Genomic DNA, 20,711 nt, shown 5'->3' with positions numbered 1-20,711 from the left:
CGCGCCCAAGTGTCAAGGGTTTGGAATGATTCTAAACTGTATGCACAGCTTAGGTAATTGCTTCGAGCCGTTCTTTCGATAGATCACCGGGTACAATCGTGACCGGGATCGGCAGGCTGCCGGATTGCTTGCTCAGTTGGGTGACCAGTGGGCCCGGCCCCTTGTTGTCATCGCTTGCGCCAAGAACAAGAACGCCGATTTCGGGGTCTTCATTCACATGGGAAATGATTTCGTTCAGCGGTTCACCTTCGCGGATGATCAGCTCTGGATCGACGTTTTGTTTGTCACGCATCCACTTGGCGAAGACTTCGAAGTGCACTTCAATGCGTTCGCGCGCCTCGGCGCGCATAATCTCGCCCACACCGATCCAGTGGTTGAATTCATCCGGTGGAATAATGGCCAGAACGGCCACGCCACCGCCTGTATGCGACGCGCGCATTGCGGCAAAGCGCATGGCGTTCAAGCACTCGCGGCTATCGTCCAATACGACCATGAATTTACGCATATTGGTCTCCCTCTGGCCCAAGTGTGGCGCATCGCCGGGGCCGTGGCAACGACAGATTGTCGCGCAGCTTTGCTGCGGTTCCTAAGCGGTGCTTGCTGCCCAATCCCAATACATCTCGCGCACCTTTCGCGTGACGGGTCCTACCTGATATTGGCGATCCTCAAAGGCGGTGACGGGCGTGACCTTGGACATGTTGCCAGAGAGGAACACCTCATCCGCGCCGCAAAAGTCGTCAAAGCTCAGCACAGTTTCGTGCACCGTAACTCCATCGGTCTTGAGGTTTGCGATGTGGCGCGCGCGGGTAATCCCTGACAGGAATGTGCCGTTCGGGATGGGCGTGAAGACTTCGCCGTCCTTGACCATAAAGACGTTCGCCGTCGCCGTTTCAGCCACATTGCCCATGGCATCCGCAACCAGCGCGTTGCCGAAACCTCGCGCCCGGACCTCTGCCAGCATGCGGGCGTTATTGGGGTAAAGACAGCCTGCCTTTGCATTGACGACGGCATCGTCGATCACAGGACGGCGGAATTTGGTCCGCCCCAAGGTGGTTGATGCCGTATCGGGGGCAAGTGGGATTTCTTCAAGGCAGATTGCAAATCCGGTGGCTTCAGGACTGGGCACGATGGCTGTGGGGTCGCCGTGGATTGCCCAATACATTGGGCGTATATAGACGGCAGCCCCTTGCGGGTACTTGGCCAGACCCTCTTTGGTGATCGCGATCATGTCTTCGGTGCTGACCGTGGGCTTGATCATCAGCGCCTCGGCGGAGCGGTTCACGCGGGCGCAATGCAGGTCCAGATCGGGCATCAAACCATTCACAAAGCGCGCACCATCAAAGACGGTTGTTCCTAGCCACGAACCGTGATCCGCCGCGCGCATCACAGGTACGTCGCCATCGTGCCAAGCGCCTTCGAAATAGGTGCGGATGTTTGTCCCGGTGGCCATAACGTGCCCTCCCTTTGCGCAAACAGTAGGCGCGCGTTTTGACAAGGTAAAGAAGGAGCGACGTCCGATGCCGGGGAACATCGGACGCCAGGGTATGCCAAGGTGACGAGTGGGACGAAGACCACCGTGGCTGGCTGGCAGAGCGAATCTATGCCGCGCACCCAAATCGTTTCACCTAAGGGATTCAGTTTTGTGACGGTGGCTTGGCCCGCACAGAGTAATTTATCGTAAGCTGATAGGACCTAAGACCGCAGTAACCCCACAATATCATAGGTGTCGTGCAGGATTGGGTCGGCGATGGCCCGCGCTTTTTCGGCACCGGCACCCAAGATACGGTCAATCTCTGCCGGGTCTGCCATGAAACGCGCCATTTCATCCGAGATAGGGGCAAGTTTTGCGACGGCTAAATCAGCCAATGCAGGTTTGAACGTGCCCCAACCAGCACCGGGATAAGCGGCGATCACGGCCTCTGGCGTCATGTCGGACAGGGCTGCGTAGATTTCGACCAGATTGCGCGCCTCTGGTCGGCCTGCCAGCCCTTCGACAGTTTCAGGAAGCGGTTCAGGATCTGTTTTGGCCTTCTTGAACTTCTTGGCGATCTTATCGGCATCATCGGTCATGTTGATGCGTTCCATGTCGCTTTCACCCGATTTTGACATCTTCTTGGTGCCATCGCGCAGGTTCATGATGCGCATGGCGGGGCCTTCGATGACCGGTTCGGTCAGCGGGAAGAAATCGGACTTGAAGTCATGGTTGAACTTGGCCGCGATATCGCGCGTCAGTTCAACGTGCTGTTTCTGATCTTCACCCACAGGGACGTGGGTCGCGTGATAGAGCAGGATATCGGCTGCCATCAGGGCCGGGTATGCGTAAAGGCCCAGCGACACTTTCTCAGCATTGCTACCTGCCTTGTCTTTGAACTGGGTCATACGGTTCATCCAGCCGACGCGCGCGACGCAATTGAAAATCCAACCCAGTTCAGCATGGGCTGCAACCTGGCTTTGGTTGAACAGGATCGACTTGGCAGGATCGAGGCCTGCTGCCAGATAGCCTGCGGCCACTTCCCGCGTCATATTTGCCAGCTCTTTGGGGTCCTGCCAGACAGTGATCGCGTGCATGTCGACGACGCAATAGACGGTCTCCATCTGGCCTTGCATGCCAACAAAGCGCTTGATGGCACCCAGATAGTTGCCCAGCGTCAGTCCGCCAGAGGGTTTGATCCCTGAGAAAACGCGCGGTGTGAAAGATGTCTGGCTCATGGTGCAATGTCCGGGGTGGATTTCGGGGCAGGCGTCGCATACCCATGCCAGACAGACTGGTCAACTTCAACTATACAACGAGACGAACATGAAGCCTGAAAGCCCGTTTAACGCTTTGCCGCCGGTCGTGGTGATGCTGACCCTGTTGATCGTCGGGATCGAAGTAGTCTTTCAATTGGCGAACTACGGGATCATCGGCGGCCCGCGCGGGGTTGGATGGCGGGTCTCGGCCATTAACGCCTATGGGTATTCGCCGGCTATTTTAGACCGTGTGCTGGTCAACGGAGACTATTCCTTTGATATGCTCAAACGGTTTGTGACCTATACGTTCATCAATGGGCAGCTGACGCAGGTCGCCTTTTGCGGGGCGCTGACTTTGGCTTTGGGTAAGTTCACGGCAGAGTATTACGGATCGCTCAAAGTGATGTTTCTTTATCTGGCCACCAGCGTCGCAGGGGCAATCGTTTTTGGTCTTTTTGTTGAAAGCCACTATCCGCTGATTGGTGGGTTCACCCCCGTATACGGGCTGATCGGGGCCTATACATATGCGCTATGGTTGCGGTTGGGTGAGGCAGGCGAAAATCAGATCATGGCATTTCGACTGATTGGATTTTTGTTGATGCTACAACTGGCGTTCGGGCTGATTTTTGGCGGCAACAATCAGTGGATCGCAGAGTTGACGGGCTTTGTGACAGGCTTCTTGCTGGCCGTTGTTCTGGCACCCGGTGGGTGGAACAGCCTTGTTTCGCGCATGCGAGAGCGGTCCTAGCCGCGGCGCAGGTTGCGGCGGAACTCCGACAGTTTGAACGCGCCAATCAGGTGGCCAATCCCAAAGTAGCTGACAATGCCGATGATCACGAGGATCAGCAAAGCCAGATAGCGTTGTATGCCGGTGCCAAAGAAGGGTGTCATTGCGGTTGCAGTGAGCGTGAGGATTACCCCCATCCCACATGACGCCAGAACGATCCGGCCTAAACGCTGCTTGAAACGGCTGTCGAATTTGCCTGCATCGCCCATGGTGCGCGCGCCGCGTAGCAGCATCAGCACCATCGCCCAGCCAGTGAGCGATGTGCCGATTGCGGCAGCAGCAAAGCCGATAACCGGCGAAAGCCCAATAGCAAGGGCGGCATTCAGCACCATCGCGATGAGCGCATAGTAGAATGGCCGCTTGGTGTCTTCGCGGGCAAAGAACAGTGGCTGCAGCGTCTTTTGCAATACAAAGGCAGGCAGCCCCAACCCGTAGATCGCAACAGCAAGTGCAGTGGCTGCGGTATCATCGCTGGTAAAGGCCCCCCGCTCGAACAGCACGCTGACAAGCGGGAGCGGGATTGCGAGGAGAGCGACCGAGGCCGGGACGGTAAGCGCGAGGCTGATCTCGGAGGCGCGGTTGAAGGCATCACGCCCGCCACTTTCATCACCCGCCCGTAAGCGGCGCGACAGGTCGGGCAGTAAGACGACGCCAATTGCGATGCCGACCACGCCCAAAGGCAGCTGATAGAGCCTGTCGGCATAGCTGAGCCAAGCAACCGCGCCATCAAAGAAACTGGCCACTTGCCTTCCAACAAGCAAATTGATCTGCACAACTCCACCCGCAAGGGCGGCAGGGGCTGCAATAATAGCCAGCCGTTTAAGTTCTGGTGTGATCTTGGGCATACCGATGCGCAGCGCATATCCGGCCCGTTTTGCTGCGATCCAGACCACCGCGAGCTGAGCGAGACCGGCCACGGGCACGGCATAGGCCAACGATTGGCCGATGGTGGTCTGCCCCTCTGGCCCTGCGCATTCACAGGTTAATCCGGCGATGATCAGCGTTGCAACAAAGATGACGTTCAAAAGGATCGGGGCGGCGGCTGCGGCGGTAAAGCGCCCTGTGGCGTTCAAAACGCCCGATAGCAGTGCTGTCAGCGAGATAAACAGAATATAGGGAAAGGCGATGCGGCCGTAATAGACGGCAAGATCAAAGCGCTCGGTTCCGATAAACCCACTGGCCATGATTGTGACCAGCGCGGGCATAAAAATAATGCCCACGACTGTAAAGACTGTCAGAATGCCCCCCAGCCCGACAAAGGCGTCCTGGGCAAAGCGGTGCGGGTCGTCATCGCCTTCCACCTTTTTGGAAAACATCGGCACGAAGGCCATGTTGAACGCCCCTTCGGCAAAGAACCGGCGAAAAAGGTTGGGGAGCGAAAAGGCGACCAGAAATGCCTCTGCCACGGGGCCTGTACCGAGATATGCCGCGATCATGATGTCGCGCACAAAGCCCATGACGCGGCTGAGTAGCGTCCAGAGGCCCACTGTGAAAAAACCGGACATGAGGCGGATGGGTTTCATGCGCAGCGTCCCAAAGTTTTTAAAAACTTTGGCCCAATTTTTTCGAAAAAATTGGCACGCAGCATCGTGGTCACCCCGCAACCGCGCGTTCGGCGCCTTGCGTAATCGCTTCGCGTAGTTTGCGTTCCAGCCCGGCGCGCTTGCTTTCGGAGAAATACTTCAGACCGACGATATCCTTGACGTAGAACGTATCTACCACCTGCTCTCCATATGTCGCGATAACGGCTGAGGCGATGTAAACGTGACTATCAGCAAGAGTTCGTGTCAAATCGTAGAGAAGTCCAGGACGGTCGCGCGTGTCGACCTCGATGATGGTGTAAATTTCGGACCCTTCGTTGTCGAAACTGATGTTCGTTGGCACCTTAAATGCGCGTTCGCGTTTCTTGATCTTATCCTTATCTTTCAGTGCTTCTTTGGCGACCACTTCGCCGCGTAGCGTCCGCGCGATCATCTTGCGCAGGCGCGGCAGCCGCGCGGCCTCGTAAGGATTGCCATCATTGTCCTGTATCCAGAACACAGCCGTCGCATAGCCATCGTTTGAGGTATAGGTCCGGGCGTCCACCACATTCGCCCCCACCAGCGCAAGCGCGCCGGTCATACGGCTAAAGAGCCCGGCATGATCAACCACCGCAAAGCAAGCCCGTGTTGCGTCGCGGTCTTCGTCCAGCATCAGGTCGATCTTGATCTCATCATCTGCAATATCGCGCAGCAGTTTGGCAAACACGGTCTGCGCGGCCAGCGGGAGCCCCTGCCAGTACGGGCCGTAATGCCGGCCCAATTCAGTTTTGAGCGCCTTGTTGTCCCAGTCGGACAACGCTGCGCGCAATGCACGTTTTGCCTCTGCTTCGCGTGTTTCGCGGTTGAGGTCTTCCAGACCGGTCTCGAGCGCTGATTTCGTGGCCTTGTAGAGGTCGCGGATCAGTACAGCTTTCCAATTGTTCCACGTCCCCGGACCAACGCCGCGGATATCGCAAACGGTCAGGGCGGTCAGCAAGTCCAGACGTTCGGTGGATTTCACAGCCTTGGCAAAACCACGTACCGTGCGTGGTTCTGCAATATCGCGCTTTTGCGCCACATCCGACATCAGCAGGTGATAGCGGATAAGCCATTCAACGGTGTCGCAATCTTTCTTGTTCAGTCCCAGACGCGGGGCGACTTTGCGGGCAATCTGCGCACCAAGGATTGAGTGATCCTCATCGCGCCCTTTTCCGATGTCATGCAAAAGCAGCGCCACATAAAGCACCTTGCGGTTCACCCCGCGTTCCAGAATGCCGGACACGACAGGCAGTTCTTCGATCAGTTCCTTGCGTTCGATCTGAGCGAGGTTGCTGATGCACTGGATCGTATGTTCGTCCACGGTATAGTGGTGGTACATATTGAACTGCATCATCGCGACGATCGGTGCGAATTCGGGGATGAACGCAGAGAGCACCCCAAGTTCGTTCATTCGCCGTAAAGCCCGATCCGGGTTGCCATGTTTCAACAGCAAATCAAGGAAAATCCGTTGTGCTTCCTTGTCCTCACGCATCTCGGCATCGATTTGATCAAGATTGGCCGAAATCAGACGCATCGCATCGGGGTGCAGCAAGGTGCCAGTGCGCAGCGCCTCTTCAAATAGGCGCAGGATGTTCAGCTTGTCCGCCAGAAACGCTTTTTCATTGGCAACCGTCAGCCGGTTTTGTTTAATCGCATAGGGTGGCTTTGCCTTTTTGCGCCGTTTGAGCAGGCGCACCAGCATTGGGTCTTGCTTGGTATGGTTCGCCTCAAGTGCGGTGAGAACAATGCGGGTCAATTCGCCAACATGAGTGGCTTGCCGGAAAAAGGCTTGCATGAAATGTTCCACCCCGCGCCGGCCGCCGCGATCCGTATAGCCCATAGCCGCGGCCACTTCGACCTGCATGTCAAAGGTCAGCTGATCTGTTGCCCTGCCCGCAATCAGATGGATGTGACAGCGTACGGCCCATAGAAAATCCTCTGCTGTAACGAAGGTTTCGAACTCTTCTGGTGTAAAGACGCCCAGATTGACCAGCTCGGCCGTATCTTTGACCCCATGCACATATTTGCTGATCCAAAACAGAGATTGCAGATCACGCAGCCCGCCTTTGCCTTCTTTGACATTGGGTTCGACCACATAACGCTGCCCGCCTTGCTTGCGGTGCCTTGTTTCACGTTCGGCCAGCTTTGCTTCGATAAAGTCGCTTGCGGTGGATTTGAACAGGTCCGACCAAAGCCGCCCCCCCAGATCGTCTGCCAGTGCCGCATCGCCTGCTAAATGGCGGTATTCCACCAGCGACGTGCGAATGGTGTAGTCGTCCTTTGCCAACCGCAGGCAATCTTTGACAGTGCGGCTTGCGTGCCCGACTTTCAGCTTCAGGTCCCACAGCATGTACAGCATGGATTCGATCACGCTTTCCGCCCAAGGGGTGATTTTGTAGGGCGTCAAAAACAATAAATCGACGTCGGACTGTGGTGCCATTTCTCCGCGGCCATACCCGCCGACAGCGATCAGAGAAAGCCGTTCACCTTCGGTTGGGTTGGGCAGCGGGTGCAGATGTTTGATTGCCACATCGAGGACAGTTTTAACAATCTGATCTGTCAGCCAGCTATAGGCCCGTGTCGTCGGGCGCGCGGCGAAAGGTTGCGCCTGAAATGCGGCAGCGATCCGTGCCATGCCTGCGCTTCGTGCTTGCGCCAAGGCCGCAACGGTTGCCGCCCTGATCGCCTTTTCTGATGATGCCTCCGCAATGGCGACATTGATGCGCGCGGTGACAGCCTGCGCGTCAAAAATAGCAGACGCCGGACAGATCAAACCGTCCGGCGTGCCATCGTCCTGCGGTGAGCTGCGGTCAGAGGCCGGGGCCACCAAAGCTTCTTGGGGCTTGTTCAAGGATCACAACCTGTTTGTTTTGAATGGTGGCAACGGCAAGCGCGCGCTGGTTAAGGCCGTTTGGCAGCAGGCGGAAGACGCCCGATGTTCCACGAAAGCCCTCTGGCTGGGTGAGGGCTGATTTGGTCAGGGCTTGTGTATTGCCTGAAGCGGCAAGCGCGCCGATTGCCGCGATCGCGTCATAGGCTAAGCCAGCCAGCGGGTGTGGTGCCCCGCCATAAGTTGCAGCATAGCGGTTGGCAAATAGTGCTGATGTACCCGGATCAGGCAGTGCAAAAAGCCCACCGTCAAGCCCGGGCAGTGCTGCGATTTGTGGTAGTGCGTCCCAGCGGGTCAGACCGACAAACCGACTGCGGTTGATGTCCATCCCGGCATCTGGCAGGGCCGTTGCGATGATCGGCAAATCGGCATTTGCGCTGGCTGTCGTGAACACTGCTTGCGCCCCGGAGTTGCGGACACTTGAAAGGATGCGGTTGGTCGCACTGAAAATGCCCTGCTGCGATGCTGGATAGCTTTCGACAGCAGCAACTTCGCCGCCGTTGCCTTGCACGGCAGAGGTGATTGCATCCCGCCCTACGCGACCAGACAGATTGTCGGCATGCACAACGACGTAGCGGTTCACCCCTTGGCGTGCCCCAAACCGGACAAGGCGCTCCGCGGTATTGTCGAAGGTCGAACCAAGAATAAAGACGTTCCCCCCCGCAAAGGCACGGTTGTTGGTAAAGGCCAATACATTGACGTTGCGCCCGGCGACGGCCACGCCAGCTGCGTTTGCCGCCTCTCCGAAAAGCGGGCCAATGATGATTTTGGCCCCTTCATTCACGGCTTGTGTTGCGACGGCTGCGGCTTGCTGCGGATTTCCGCCTACGGTGTTGTAAACCCTTAGATTAATCGTGACACCGTCAAGATCAGCAATAGCAAGGCGCGCTGCATTTTCAAAGTTTTGCGCAAGCTGATTATCATTTGCCTGCGCCGATCCGCCCGGCACCAACAGGGCAACTTCGATAGGTTCAGTCGGGTCAATCTGGTCGCCGACATTGGCATCTGGCGCAAGCGGTACGGTGCAGGCGGCAAGCCACAATAGTGCGGTAAACGCGAAAAAAGGAGCCAGCGGCTTGCGGGCATTGCTGAAACAAGCAAACATAAGTGGTATCCCTCCTGTTTCGCGGTTTGAACAGTTGGCACAGTCCCGACGTTCCCCCGCGATGTCGAGAGGCATCATAAAGCAGGGGGCGGGCGGGTCCAGAGATGAATTTCACAAGCAAATCGTTGTCCGCTGGCCTTTATTTCGTGGCGACACCGATCGGGTCTGCGCGGGACATAACATTGCGGGGCCTTGATGTACTCGCATCCGCTGACCTGATCGCAGCAGAAGATACACGCACAGCACGTAAACTGATGGAAATCCATGGCATTGCGTTGGACGGGCGCAAGGTGGTGGCGTTTCACGATCACAGTGGTGAGGGTGCCGTCGCGCGGTTGGTTGCGAATATGAAGGATGGCAAATCAGTGGCTTATGTCTCTGAGGCGGGAACGCCCTTGGTGGCTGATCCCGGTTATGAGTTGGGACGAGCGGCAATCGCAGAGGGGCTTTCCGTGACATCTGCGCCGGGCGCATCGGCGGTGCTGGCAGCGCTGACAGTTTCGGGGCTTGCCACAGATCGTTTTGCCTTTATCGGGTTTTTGCCGGCGGCCAAAAAACAACGCGAGAGCGAGATCGCAGCGCTGCGGGATGTGCCCTTTACGCTGGTTTTTTATGAAAGCCCAAAACGCGTTAGGGAAATGTTAGGCGACTTGCGTGATATTTTGGGAGCAGCGCGGGAAGCTGTTGTTTGTCGTGAGCTGACAAAGAAGTTTGAAGAGGTGACACGCGGCACACTTGGGGATCTTGCCACTGATTTTCAGGGACGGTCCGTGAAAGGTGAAATCGTTGTTTTGGTTGGACGTGCTGGAGCGGTCGAGGTTGCGACAGATGATATTGATACAGCATTGCGCGAGGCGATGAAAACGATGCGCGTGAAGGATGCTGCGACTGTTGTTGCCGGTGCGTTGGGCCTGCCGCGCAGGCAGGTTTATCAGATCGCCCTGCGTTTAGGAGATTCAGAATGAGCGGAACCGTCGGATATTATGCAGGGCTTGCCGCCGAGGATATTGTTGCCAATGACTATATCAAACGCGACCATGAAATTGCGGCACGCCGGTGGCGCAGTGAGGCCGGTGAAATTGATCTGATCGCGCGCGAAGGCGACACGGTTGTTTTTGTCGAGGTCAAGAAAAGTCACAGTTTTGCAAAGGCAGCGACGCGTCTGGGCCGCAGGCAAATGGACCGTATTGTGGCAAGTGCGGGTGAATTTTTGGCAGGCGAACCGCTGGGCCAATTGACGGACGTGCGTTTTGATCTGGCGGTTGTGAACGCCATGGGTGGGCTAAACGTGATCGAGAATGCATTTATGGAAATGTGACGGCCCATTGCACATAGGCCAGTGCTGGGCCATCTAGTGGCAGAGTATTCTATGCACGAGGCCTGTTATGTCGCTCAAGATCGCTTTCCAGATGGACCCCATTGGGCCGATAGATATTGATGCCGATAGCACCTTTCGGATTGCGGAAGAGGCGCAGGCGCGCGGGCATGCGCTGTTTTATTACACGCCCGATAAGCTCGCCTATGATCAGGGCCGCGTAACAGCCAAGGGTTGGCCACTGACCGTGCAGCGGGTGAAAGGCGATCATTTTCGCCTTGGCGCAGAGCAAATCGTCGATCTGGCTGATTTTGATGTGGTTTGGCTACGTCAGGACCCGCCCTTTGACATGGGCTATATCACGACCACGCATATTCTGGATATGGTGCATCCTGAAACGCTGGTGGTGAATGATCCTTTCTGGGTCCGAAATTATCCCGAAAAGCTCTTGGTGCTAAACTTTCCCAATCTCACGCCGCCAACGATGATTGCCCGTGATCTTGAAACGCTCAAGACATTTCGTGCGCAGCATGGTGATGTGATCCTCAAGCCGCTTTATGGCAATGGCGGCGCCGGTGTGTTCAAGCTGAAAGCCGGCGACAGCAACCTTGCCTCGCTGCATGAATTATTTGCGGGCATCAACCGGGAGCCGCTGATCATGCAGCAATTCCTGCCTGATGTTTCGAAGGGCGACAAACGGGTCATTCTTGTTGATGGAGAGCCTGTTGGCGCTATCAACCGTGTTCCTGCTGCGGGTGAAACCCGTTCAAACATGCATGTGGGTGGGCGCCCTGAGAAAGTGGCGCTGACAAAGCGCGATCGTGAGATTTGCGCGCACATCGGGCCGCTTCTGCGCGAGAAAGGCCAGATATTTGTGGGCATTGATGTGATCGGTGACTGGTTGACCGAAATTAACGTCACCTCACCCACAGGCATTCAAGAGCTTGAGCGCTTTGACGGCGTGAATATCGCCGAAAAGATCTGGCAGGCGATTGAGGCGCGGCGCTAGGATCCTGACCCTAGACCTCTTTCGCCATGGCAAGCCGGTAGCTGACCGCTTCGGCGACGTGGGGGTGGCGCACCTCTGCCGCCCCTTCGAGGTCCGCGATAGTGCGGGCGACGCGCAAAACCCGGTGATAGCCCCGCGCGGAGAGCCCGAACCGTTCGGCGACTTTCACCAAAAGTGCGCGTCCGTCACTGTCGGGCGTTGCGATTTCTTCCAGTAGATGACCTTCCATATCCGCGTTCACACGGGCTTGGGGATGATCGGTGAAGCGTTTGGCTTGCATCTCGCGCGCCTGATGCACGCGGTTCGCCACATTGGCAGAGCTTTCCCCTGCCTCGGGTAGGTCGAGGTCGGTGAAGGCGACGGGAGGCACCTCAACGCGCAGATCGAACCGGTCCATCAGGGGCCCGGAAATGCGGCCCATATAGTCTTCGCCGCAAATGGGTACGCGTGCGCAGGCCCGCGCCGGGTCTGCAAGGTAGCCGCATTTGCATGGGTTTGCGGCGGCAACAAGCATGAACCGGCATGGATAACGCACATGCGCATTGGCGCGCGCGACAACGACTTCGCCAGTTTCAATAGGTTGGCGCAAGGTTTCAAGAACGGTACGCGGAAATTCGGGGAATTCATCCATGAAAAGCACACCGTTATGCGCAAGACTAATTTCGCCGGGTTTGGCGTTCCGCCCGCCACCCACAATAGCGGCCATGGAGGCCGTGTGATGTGGCTCGCGGAAAGGACGTTCGCAGTTGATCCCGCCTTCATCCAGCAGCCCTGACAGCGAATGGATCATGGATGTTTCAAGCGCCTCGGTTGGTGTCAATTGCGGCAAGATGCCGGGAATGCGCGCGGCCAGCATTGATTTGCCTGATCCGGGGGAGCCGACCAAAAGCAGGTGGTGCCGTCCGGCGGCTGCGATTTCCAGCGCGCGTTTTGCGCGTTCTTGGCCTTTGACCTCGGACAGATCGCGTGCGCCGGCATGCCCCACGACCTCACCGGGTTCTGCCGGTGTCAGGACCGATTGTCCGGTGAAGTGTCGTACCATATCAGCCAGCGTACGCGGTGCGATTACATTGACTGCGCCGACCCAAGCGGCCTCGGCCCCGCAGGCCTGCGGGCACAAGAGTGTGCGGTCTTCCTGTGCGGCAGCCATGGCCGCTGGCAAGGCCCCGACAACGGGGACGAGCGTGCCGTCCAAAGACAGTTCACCCAATGCGACGGTTTGGGCGGCTTCGTCATGCGGGATGATTTCGAGTGCGGCCAAAAGCGCTAGCGCGATGGGCAGATCAAAATGTGACCCTTCTTTGGGCAAGTCTGCTGGCGATAGGTTTACCGTGATCCGCTTGGACGGCAGCGCAATGGCCATCGCCGTCAGCGCTGCGCGCACCCTTTCCCGCGCCTCCGAGACTGCCTTGTCTGGCAGTCCCACGATAGAGAACGCTGGGATGCCCGGCGTCACCGCACATTGGACTTCCACCAAGCGCGCCTCGATCCCTTCAAATGCAACTGTATAGGCCAGCGCGACCATTGCGATCCCCCGTTTATGGTTAACGGGTAGGGTGCGGGTCTTTAAGAAAGGTTAATTTTCGTCACCGGGCCATGGTCGTTTATCCAGCGATGGCTGTTGATAGGGGAAAGGGTCATGCACCTCCTCCAACGCGGCCTTGCGCCATGCCAGAAATGCAGGGTCATTCAGATGGGTGTCTACATAGGCACGCGATTGATCACTGACCTGCAAATTGTAGGCCGTGATGCGCATAGCCACAGGCGCGTAGAACGCGTCAGCCAGCGAGTAGTCGCCAAAGAGCCATGGGTCATTTACGCCGTGCCGCGCACGGGCAAGGTGCCAAAGTTCTTCGATCCTTTGCAGGTCATCTTTGACCGCTTGCGTGGGCGTGAACCCGTCCCAACAAAACCCCAGCATCATGGGACAGGCACCGCGCAGGCCGTGAAACCCGCTATGCATCTCTGCTGTGATAGAGCGGGCAAGTGCGCGTGCCGCCGGATCAGTGGGGTAGAGGCCCGCATCGGGGTGATTCTCTGTCAATGTTTCTGCCATGGCCAGGCTGTCGGTCAACACGTGACCTTGCGCGGTTTGCATCGCGGGCACCGTTTTGGCTGGCGCAAGATGTGCCAAATCTTCCTGCATCGTGCCGGAATAAAGCCCAACCATATGCGCCCGATAGGGCAGCCCAAATTTTTCCAGCATCAGCCAGCCACGCAAGGACCAGCTGCTGAAGGTACGATCACCGATATAGAGGTTATAAGTCATGCTTAGCCTCTTATCTGATCATGGTTCCAACATGCTAACGATCATCTGTGACGCGGCCCATCATGGGTTGTGATTGATATGCTCTACCGTCCAGCCGTCGGTATCGAGGAGTGTAACGGAGAGGTTATCGATACGGTGGCTGAAGGCCTCATATGCTCCAATGCCAAGCGCGCGCTGCACTTGGGTCAGGATCACGCCAAAATGCGCTACGATAATCAGGTCCTTATCGTTGTTGGTCAGATGCCGTTCGATTGCGCGATCAACACGTTGCCGCACAGCATTCCAGCTTTCACCATTGGGTGGGGCCACATGGCCGGGGGTTTCCCAATAGGCGCGAATGCGGTCGGGGTCTTCTGCCTCAACCTCGCTGAATGTGCGCAGTTCCCAGTCACCGAAATTGATCTCACGCAGGTTCGGGTCGTGTGGCAGCCGTATTTTCGGATTGAGCGCATCGGCAGTACCTGCCGCACGGATAAGGTCAGATGATACCACCGGCGCATCAGGCAAGAAATCCCGTAAGCGGCTGATCGCTGCGGTGTCGGACAGATCGGCGGGGATATCCGACCACCCCACCATGGATTTCGCATGGGTTGGGCCATGGCGTACCAGCCATAGCTTGGTCACGCGAGGCTGCCTTTGAGCGTGAGGGGCAGTCCGGCCATGACGGCCACGACCAGATCAGCCTGAGCCGCGAGCCTTTGGTTCAGCCGTCCCTGCGCATTGCGGAACCTGCGCGACAAAGCGTTGTCGGGCACGATGCCTTGGCCAACTTCGTTTGAGACGATCATGACCGGCCCATTGCAATGCGCCAATGCCGTGATGAGGGCGTCAGTCCGTGCAACGACATCATGTTCCCCCAGTATCAGATTGGTCAGCCAGAGCGTTGCGCAATCAATCAGGACAGGCTGACCCTTTGCGACCTGTGCGAGTACCCCTGTAAAATCGACCGGTTCCTCTATTGTATGCCACCCCGTTCCACGCATTTCGCGATGTTTTGCAACTTTATCTGCCATCTCATCATCAAAAATCTGTGCAGTGGCGATATAGATCGGTGTGCCGTTCCCGCCTTGCAAAACAAGGTGTTCGGCGAAGGCAGATTTGCCCGATGCCGCGCCGCCTAGGATAAGAGTGAGCTTGGGCAATGCCATATCAGTAACTTTTTGTGATCCATTTTGTTTAACCCTGCGTACCCATTTCAGACAACAAAGTTAATGCATCACAGTGCAACCTAGGAGAAATACAATGGGCGTTACCGGTTTTTCTGATCAAACTTTGTCTCGGACGGCGATGAAGGCGGAACTGCTGGATGCCGAGACTGAGCTGGCGCTTGCTTACGCCTGGCGTGATGAGCGTGATGAACAGGCTTTGCACCGTTTGATTACAGCCTATATGCGCCTGGCGATTTCGATGGCGTCCAAGTTCAAGCGCTATGGTGCGCCGATGAACGACCTTATTCAGGAAGCGTCTGTCGGTTTAATGAAGGCCGCTGACAAGTTTGACCCAGATCGCGGTGTTCGTTTTTCCACCTATGCAGTGTGGTGGATCAAGGCATCGATCCAAGACTACGTTATGCGCAACTGGTCCATGGTGCGTACTGGATCTACCTCCTCACAAAAGTCATTGTTCTTTAACATGCGCCGCGTGCAGGCCCGGTTGGAGCGTGAAGCGGCCGCAGAGGGTCGGGTGATGGATAAGCATGAGATGCGCGAGTTGATCGCCATCGAAGTCGGCGTGCCGCTGCATGATGTTGAAATGATGGAAGGTCGCCTGTCGGGCTCTGATTTTTCACTGAATGCGACCCAATCGGTCGAAGACGAAGGCCGCGAATGGATTGACGCGCTGGAAGATGACGGCCCGCAGGCGGCTGAAACAGTTGAGCATACACATGACAATGACACGTTGCGCCAGTGGTTGTTGACAGCACTGTCAGGCCTGAATGATCGTGAGCAGTTCATCGTGCGGGAACGCAAACTGCGCGAGGACCCACGCACTTTAGAAAGCCTTGGCACAGAGCTGGGCCTTTCAAAGGAACGTGTCCGTCAGTTGGAAGCTGCGGCCTTTGGTAAAATGCGCAAAAGCCTGGAGTCTCAAAGCTCTGAGGTGCATGCATTCTTTGCATAGCTACTGGCGTTGTCTTTCCGGTCTGATCTGACCTAGTGTCAGACCACTATGGCCGGGGAAAGCGCATGCTCACAAATAAGCATATTCTCTTGATTGTTGGAGGCGGCATTGCCGCCTTCAAGGCGTTGGACCTTGTGCGCAGGTTGCGCGAACAGGGCGCGCAAGTGACGCCCGTTTTAACCACGGCAGGGGTAGAATTTGTAACACCATTGAGCCTGTCGGCTTTATCGGCATCCAAAGTCTACCAAGACCTCTTTAACCTCACAGATGAGGCAGAGATGGGGCATATCGAGTTGTCCCGCGCTGCCGATCTGATTGTTGTGGCTCCTGCCACGGCTGATTTGATGGCGAAAATGGCTTGTGGCCTCGCCAATGACCTTGCCTCAACCTTGCTTTTGGCCACTGACAAGCGCGTTTTGATTGCGCCGTCGATGAATGTACGGATGTGGGAACATCCGGCGACCCAGCGCAATCTTGCGATATTGCGGGGCGACGGTATTTTGGTGGTTGGCCCGAATGAGGGCGACATGGCCTGCGGGGAATACGGACCGGGCCGTATGGCTGAAGTGCCAGAAATTGTCGCGGCTGTAGATGCCGCTTTGGCTGACGGCCCGCTGAAGGGTCGCCGTGTTTTGGTGACCTCCGGCCCGACACATGAACCCATTGATCCGGTGCGCTATATCGCGAACCGATCCTCTGGCGCGCAGGGGACCGCGATTGCGCGGGCCTTGGCTGCGCTGGGCGCGGATGTGACCTTTGTAACCGGGCCTGCAGATGTGCCGCCGCCGATGGGTGTGACCACGGTGAAGGTCCAAACGGCGCAAGAGATGCGAGAGGCCGTACATGCCGCAGGTTCCGTCGAGGCTGCTGTTTTTGCCGCGGCTGTCGCGGATTGGCATGTGGCGAATGCAGGGAACAGTAAGATTAAGAAGGACGGATCTGGCTTGCCGCAACTGACTTTCGCCGAGAACCCTGACATCCTTGCAACTGTTGCACAGATGGATGTGGGACGCCCAAAGCTTGTGGTCGGTTTTGCCGCCGAAACCGATGATGTGATCGCCAATGCAACGGCGAAACGCGAACGCAAGCAATGCGACTGGATCGTGGCCAATGATGTGTCGCCTGAAACTGGGATCATGGGTGGATCAGAGAACGCGGTGACGTTGATCACGGCGACAGGCGCGGAAAGCTGGCCACGTATGTCGAAAGACGCGGTCGCGCGCATGTTGGCCCAACGTATTGCCGAGGCGCTGACGTAACGGTGGTGATCCAGTTTCATCTTGCTTACCGGATACTCACACCTAGACTACCCTAAATTCCTTTGAATGTGAGCGGTATGTCCGAATCTGCTAATCAAGACCTTCCCCAAATCCTTGAACGGGTATCACAGGTGATCGATACCGCCAGTGGACAGCTTGTCGAACGCCGCCTGTTGTTTGAACTGGTGGTTCTGGGCATTGTCACGAAAGAACATGTCCTGTTTGTCGGCCCGCCAGGCACGGGTAAGTCTGCCGCAGTCAAGGCCGCGGCACAGCAGTTTTCAGGCAAATATTTTGAATATCTGATTGGTCGCTTCACAGAGCCGAGCGAGCTGTTTGGCGCTTTGGATCTTGCTGCCCTCAAGGATGGCAAAGTTCGGCCTGTGGTACAAAACATGCTGCCCGAGGCAAACATTGCTTTTCTTGACGAAATATTTTTGGGTTCCACCGCGATTTTGAATACTCTCTTGGGTGTCTTGAATGAACGGATTTATCGGCGCGGCACATTTGAATGTGATGTCCCACTTTGGAGCTGTGTTGCTGCCTCAAACGCGCTGCCTGATGACCCTATGCTACAGGCCTTTGCCGACCGGTTTTTGCTGACCAGCTTTGTCGCGCCTGTCAGCGAAGAAAGCCTGACGGCGTTGTTATCGGCGGGATGGCAGCAGGCGAAATCCGAACTGCAATCAGCGTCTGATACTGCCCCAGCAAAGCTTTCGGCGGCTGATTTACAAATGTTGACCAAAGCCGTCTCTGATGTGGATTTGACCCAAACGCTGGAACCCTACGTACATATCGTGCGCAAGCTGCGGGTAGGTGGTTTGGCGATGTCGGACCGTCGCTTGGTCAAAGGTCAAAAACTGATTGCCGCGGCGGCTTTGTTGGGTGGCCGGACCCAAGCAACCCTCGCGGATATGTGGCCTATTATTTACATGGTGCAAGACCCTGCGCTGCAAGCCGAAGTAAAGGATCTATTGGCAGCTGAATTGTCCAAAGGTGAAAACACTTTGCTGCGCGAAAGCGTTAAGCAAAGCAGTTTTGGCCCACAAGCACTTGCCGTGGATCTGGTGAACTATGGCCAAGAGTTGCTGTCGCAGAAACCTGCGCTGGCCTCTGATCCGGGGTTTGAGGTCTGGCAAGTCAAACTTGAGTCATTGCTGACCCGCATTGATGGGGGTTTTTCGGTGGATGATATGCCACCCACGTTGTCAGTTCTGCGCACCGGGCTTGTTGCTGCAGTTTCATCGGACGATACGCCTCGCCCAGAGGTATCGGACCAAACCTAGATGCCAGCGTTTGCTTTGCACCCAACGCAAACGCGCGCCGCTGTCGCTGCCCTTTTTGTGCGCGGGGCCTGCCAACGGGCTCTTTTCGCAAAGCTGCAGGCGCGTGTCGTGCATTATGACCAGATGTCTTTGGCCGTGGGTGATGATTGGTCGGTACTGTTTCCAGACGATGACATCGAAGACCCCAGCCTGCCATGGTTAGACGACAAACCCGTCTTCTTGTATCAATTGGGTCGCGGGTGTTTGTGCGAAATGGGTTATTATCCCAATGTGCCGTCTCCACTTATCGATGGGTTCATCGCCAAGCTGCGACAAACCTATGATATTCGGGGCGCTGTGGCTTTGTTGTCAGGTCAGCCTGACGCCCAGGTGTTGGATCTGTCGCAGGCACGCAAGCTTGCGCAAATCGATCTGGGAGGTCTGTCATGACAGACAAAAAGATCGCACGGATGCCGAAAGCCTATGATGCCTTTGGACCCCTTTTTGCGCAAATGGATGCGCCCTTGGTGCGGGTCATTGGCGGTGTATTGCGCGCGCTACCAGCCAGATTGGAAACGGCCGGTATCTTTGACAACCAGCCTGTTGGTGACTTTGTTGGATATGACGGTTTGGAAAACCAAGGTGCGCTGTCACAGCTGCTTGAAACAGAGTGGTTACTACGCGAACTGGACCCGGACGATTTCGTCCGCCGGATCGCTGAAGGCGAGGTGCTGTTTCGCAAACGTAATTTTCAGGACGCAGGTAAGCGCAACACTTTGGCCGTCATCCTAGATTCTGGCCCTTGGATGTTGGGACGTAACCGGCTTGTTGGACTGGCCGCCCTGTTTCATCTGGCGGTCAGGGCCGAACGGATGAAGGCCGATCTGGTTTGGATCGTGCCTGGTTCGCAAGATCGGGGCTGGCGCGAAGGTTTGAGCCGTAAAACCATTCAGCGCTATCTGAGCCAAATTGTGCAAAAGCCGCTTGAACAGGATAAAATCGATGACGTTCTGGCGCGCCTTGATGTCAGCGGACGGCTGGATTGCTGGTATGTCGGTTCACATCAAACCGCGCATATGGCAGCGCATCCTGATGTGGCCGGGGCGATGATCGTCAGGTCACATCATGGTGCAACGCAGACCAATACTGCTGAGATTGCCATTAAACATCGCAACCGCACGCTTGGCCGCGCTGAGATCACTTTTGAGGACGATAACACCTGTGTGACAGCCCTGCGGCGGCCCTTCAAGCCAGAGGTCAGGGCCAAAAGACCTAGTAGCGCACGTGCCGGTGATGACGGTGTTTTAACGACGTCGCCGTTTCAAACCGGTTGGTTGTTTGACCGGCTCAATCAGGCTGCACAAATTCACACGGATGAAGGCGTGTTGTGGCAACCGCTGCTTCCTTCACAGCACGCGACGGGTATCTGGCTCCCGGTCAAGGGTGATGATGTATTGCTTGGTCTGCAGGTCGATGCGAAGAAGCGCTTGTCTGCGATGATCGCCACCCCGTCAAAGCCGAACAAACAAGGTCCGCAACTATGCGAGACGGCCTTGTATGAGGTTGATCTTAGTCGCGGCTCCACTGCGCCGAAGGCGCGTGCCAGAGGTGTTGTCACGATTGATCCTCTGCGCTTTGCCGGGCATCCGGTTGGCAATCTGCATGTGTCACCGCAAGTGTCCATCGTCCGCAACGACGGTACGCGTAACATATTCGAAATCACCGATGAAGGCAGATTGAACGGCCCCAGACGCGTTGATCACCGCGTTTTGCTGACCAATGAAACCTACCGCGTTCAAATCGAAAGATCTGCCCGGCCGAAGATCGAGGTTATCAGCATCAATCGCGACAACCTGATGATGCATGCGCCTTTGATCAATGCTGACAGGCACCTCACAAAGGCGCCGCGGCATGTCCTTTATGCGCCGCATACGAAGGTGGTGGCGATGTCTTTTGATGGGCAGGACTACGAAGTTTACGGTTTGGGGAAACCCTTCAATCAAACCATCCCTGATGGTCTGACGCTTTTGTATCTGGACAATGCGTCACAAGCGCTTGCCTGGAATGCTGAACATGCCGAACTGATCAGACTTTCGTTTCATCAGGGCAAAATACGGCAGAATGCGGTAAAGCAATATCACGGCCCGCGCACGCAGGTGCCACGGCATTGCGCGATGACCGGCGTGACCATTGCCCTTCAGACAGACGAAAACGGACGGCCAGAATATGTTGTCCCGATCCACGCCAAAAAGGGGTGGCGCAATGTAACGCCTTTGAAGATCAATGATGCGATCGAAAGGGCGCGGACGGTATGGTTAGACAGTTAAGGCCAAGCCCCCTTCCGGAGCGGGTCATCCCGCCAGCCCCGCTGCGCCACTGGCTGTGGGCGGAAAAACGGCCGT

The 20,711-nt window shown here is 56.5% G+C and carries 19 protein-coding genes; 9 read left to right on the top strand and 10 right to left on the bottom strand.

Translation table 11 applies throughout. The annotated features are described in order from the left end of the window. Positions 1-49: 49 nt before the first annotated feature. From BC777_RS16245 to trpS, 3 genes are all read right to left on the bottom strand, one after another. A complete protein-coding gene (locus BC777_RS16245) occupies positions 50-505 on the bottom strand; it encodes a universal stress protein (protein WP_100369243.1) in 456 nt (151 codons plus the stop codon). A gap of 81 nt (positions 506-586) precedes the next feature. Further along, positions 587-1,450 carry a branched-chain amino acid aminotransferase gene (locus BC777_RS16240; protein ID WP_100369242.1) on the bottom strand — a complete coding sequence of 288 codons (864 nt, stop codon included), beginning with the start codon at positions 1,448-1,450 and terminating at the stop codon, positions 587-589. Between the two features lie 242 nt (positions 1,451-1,692). Next, positions 1,693-2,709, bottom strand: a complete 1,017-nt coding sequence (trpS, locus tag BC777_RS16235; protein WP_100369241.1) for a tryptophan--tRNA ligase — start codon at positions 2,707-2,709, stop codon at positions 1,693-1,695. Positions 2,710-2,797: 88 nt separating this feature from the next. On the opposite strand from trpS, the gene BC777_RS16230 reads away from it, so the two are divergent. Further along, a complete protein-coding gene (locus tag BC777_RS16230; RefSeq protein WP_100369361.1) occupies positions 2,798-3,478 on the top strand; it encodes a rhomboid family intramembrane serine protease in 681 nt (226 codons plus the stop codon). On the opposite strand, the gene murJ is transcribed toward BC777_RS16230, so the two are convergent. The 3 genes from murJ to BC777_RS16215 form a co-directional block, all read right to left on the bottom strand. Continuing rightward, positions 3,475-5,040 carry a murein biosynthesis integral membrane protein MurJ gene (murJ, locus tag BC777_RS16225; RefSeq protein ID WP_100369360.1) on the bottom strand — a complete coding sequence of 522 codons (1,566 nt, stop codon included), beginning with the start codon at positions 5,038-5,040 and terminating at the stop codon, positions 3,475-3,477. The two genes, BC777_RS16230 and murJ, sit on opposite strands and share 4 nt — an antisense overlap. A gap of 70 nt (positions 5,041-5,110) precedes the next feature. Further along, complete coding sequence (locus BC777_RS16220; protein WP_100369359.1) at positions 5,111-7,906, bottom strand: [protein-PII] uridylyltransferase; 2,796 nt, start codon at positions 7,904-7,906, stop codon at positions 5,111-5,113. Continuing rightward, positions 7,887-9,071 (bottom strand): penicillin-binding protein activator, encoded by a 1,185-nt coding sequence (locus BC777_RS16215; protein WP_100369240.1) that lies wholly within the window; start codon positions 9,069-9,071, stop codon positions 7,887-7,889. Before BC777_RS16215 ends, BC777_RS16220 begins: the two co-directional genes overlap by 20 nt. A gap of 104 nt (positions 9,072-9,175) precedes the next feature. Between BC777_RS16215 and rsmI the strand changes: the two genes are divergently transcribed. The 3 genes from rsmI (at position 9,176) to gshB (ending at position 11,395) form a co-directional block, all read left to right on the top strand. Next, positions 9,176-10,036, top strand: coding sequence for a 16S rRNA (cytidine(1402)-2'-O)-methyltransferase (gene rsmI / locus BC777_RS16210; protein WP_100369239.1), 861 nt, complete (start codon positions 9,176-9,178; stop codon positions 10,034-10,036). Continuing rightward, positions 10,033-10,389, top strand: a complete 357-nt coding sequence (locus tag BC777_RS16205; RefSeq protein WP_100369238.1) for a YraN family protein — start codon at positions 10,033-10,035, stop codon at positions 10,387-10,389. Before rsmI ends, BC777_RS16205 begins: the two co-directional genes overlap by 4 nt. Positions 10,390-10,456: 67 nt before the next feature. Next, on the top strand, positions 10,457-11,395 hold the full coding sequence (gshB, locus tag BC777_RS16200; protein WP_100369237.1) for a glutathione synthase: 939 nt from the start codon (positions 10,457-10,459) through the stop codon (positions 11,393-11,395). A gap of 10 nt (positions 11,396-11,405) precedes the next feature. On the opposite strand, the gene BC777_RS16195 is transcribed toward gshB, so the two are convergent. From BC777_RS16195 to cobU, 4 genes are read right to left on the bottom strand one after another with little or no spacing between them, the layout of a single operon-like run. Further along, on the bottom strand, positions 11,406-12,920 hold the full coding sequence (locus BC777_RS16195; RefSeq protein WP_100369236.1) for a YifB family Mg chelatase-like AAA ATPase: 1,515 nt from the start codon (positions 12,918-12,920) through the stop codon (positions 11,406-11,408). Between the two features lie 51 nt (positions 12,921-12,971). Further along, positions 12,972-13,664, bottom strand: coding sequence for a glutathione S-transferase (locus BC777_RS16190; RefSeq protein ID WP_100369235.1), 693 nt, complete (start codon positions 13,662-13,664; stop codon positions 12,972-12,974). Between the two features lie 60 nt (positions 13,665-13,724). Next, the gene (locus BC777_RS16185) at positions 13,725-14,288 is read right to left on the bottom strand and encodes a histidine phosphatase family protein (RefSeq protein WP_100369234.1); all 564 of its coding nucleotides are present in this window, start codon (positions 14,286-14,288) and stop codon (positions 13,725-13,727) included. Then, positions 14,285-14,812 (bottom strand): bifunctional adenosylcobinamide kinase/adenosylcobinamide-phosphate guanylyltransferase, encoded by a 528-nt coding sequence (gene cobU / locus BC777_RS16180; RefSeq protein WP_100369233.1) that lies wholly within the window; start codon positions 14,810-14,812, stop codon positions 14,285-14,287. Before cobU ends, BC777_RS16185 begins: the two co-directional genes overlap by 4 nt. A 94-nt stretch (positions 14,813-14,906) precedes the next feature. On the opposite strand from cobU, the gene BC777_RS16175 reads away from it, so the two are divergent. The 5 genes from BC777_RS16175 (at position 14,907) to BC777_RS16155 (ending at position 20,636) form a co-directional block, all read left to right on the top strand. Then, the gene (locus BC777_RS16175; RefSeq protein ID WP_100369232.1) at positions 14,907-15,785 is read left to right on the top strand and encodes an RNA polymerase factor sigma-32; all 879 of its coding nucleotides are present in this window, start codon (positions 14,907-14,909) and stop codon (positions 15,783-15,785) included. 65 nt (positions 15,786-15,850) lie between these two features. Next, positions 15,851-17,044 (top strand): bifunctional phosphopantothenoylcysteine decarboxylase/phosphopantothenate--cysteine ligase CoaBC, encoded by a 1,194-nt coding sequence (coaBC, locus tag BC777_RS16170; RefSeq protein WP_100369231.1) that lies wholly within the window; start codon positions 15,851-15,853, stop codon positions 17,042-17,044. Between the two features lie 77 nt (positions 17,045-17,121). Continuing rightward, the gene (locus BC777_RS16165) at positions 17,122-18,330 is read left to right on the top strand and encodes an AAA family ATPase (protein ID WP_100369230.1); all 1,209 of its coding nucleotides are present in this window, start codon (positions 17,122-17,124) and stop codon (positions 18,328-18,330) included. Continuing rightward, entirely contained in the window at positions 18,331-18,759 is a 429-nt protein-coding gene (locus BC777_RS16160; protein ID WP_100369229.1) for a hypothetical protein, read from the top strand. Next, complete coding sequence (locus BC777_RS16155; protein ID WP_100369228.1) at positions 18,756-20,636, top strand: hypothetical protein; 1,881 nt, start codon at positions 18,756-18,758, stop codon at positions 20,634-20,636. The genes BC777_RS16160 and BC777_RS16155 overlap by 4 nt, the downstream gene beginning before the upstream one ends. The last annotated feature ends 75 nt before the right edge of the window (positions 20,637-20,711 follow it).

This window comes from Yoonia maricola (genome assembly GCF_002797915.1).
GTDB classification, from domain to species: Bacteria; Pseudomonadota; Alphaproteobacteria; order Rhodobacterales; family Rhodobacteraceae; genus Yoonia; species Yoonia maricola.
Note: the sequence above shows the minus strand (reverse complement) of the source record. Positions and strands in the feature narration are given on the sequence as shown.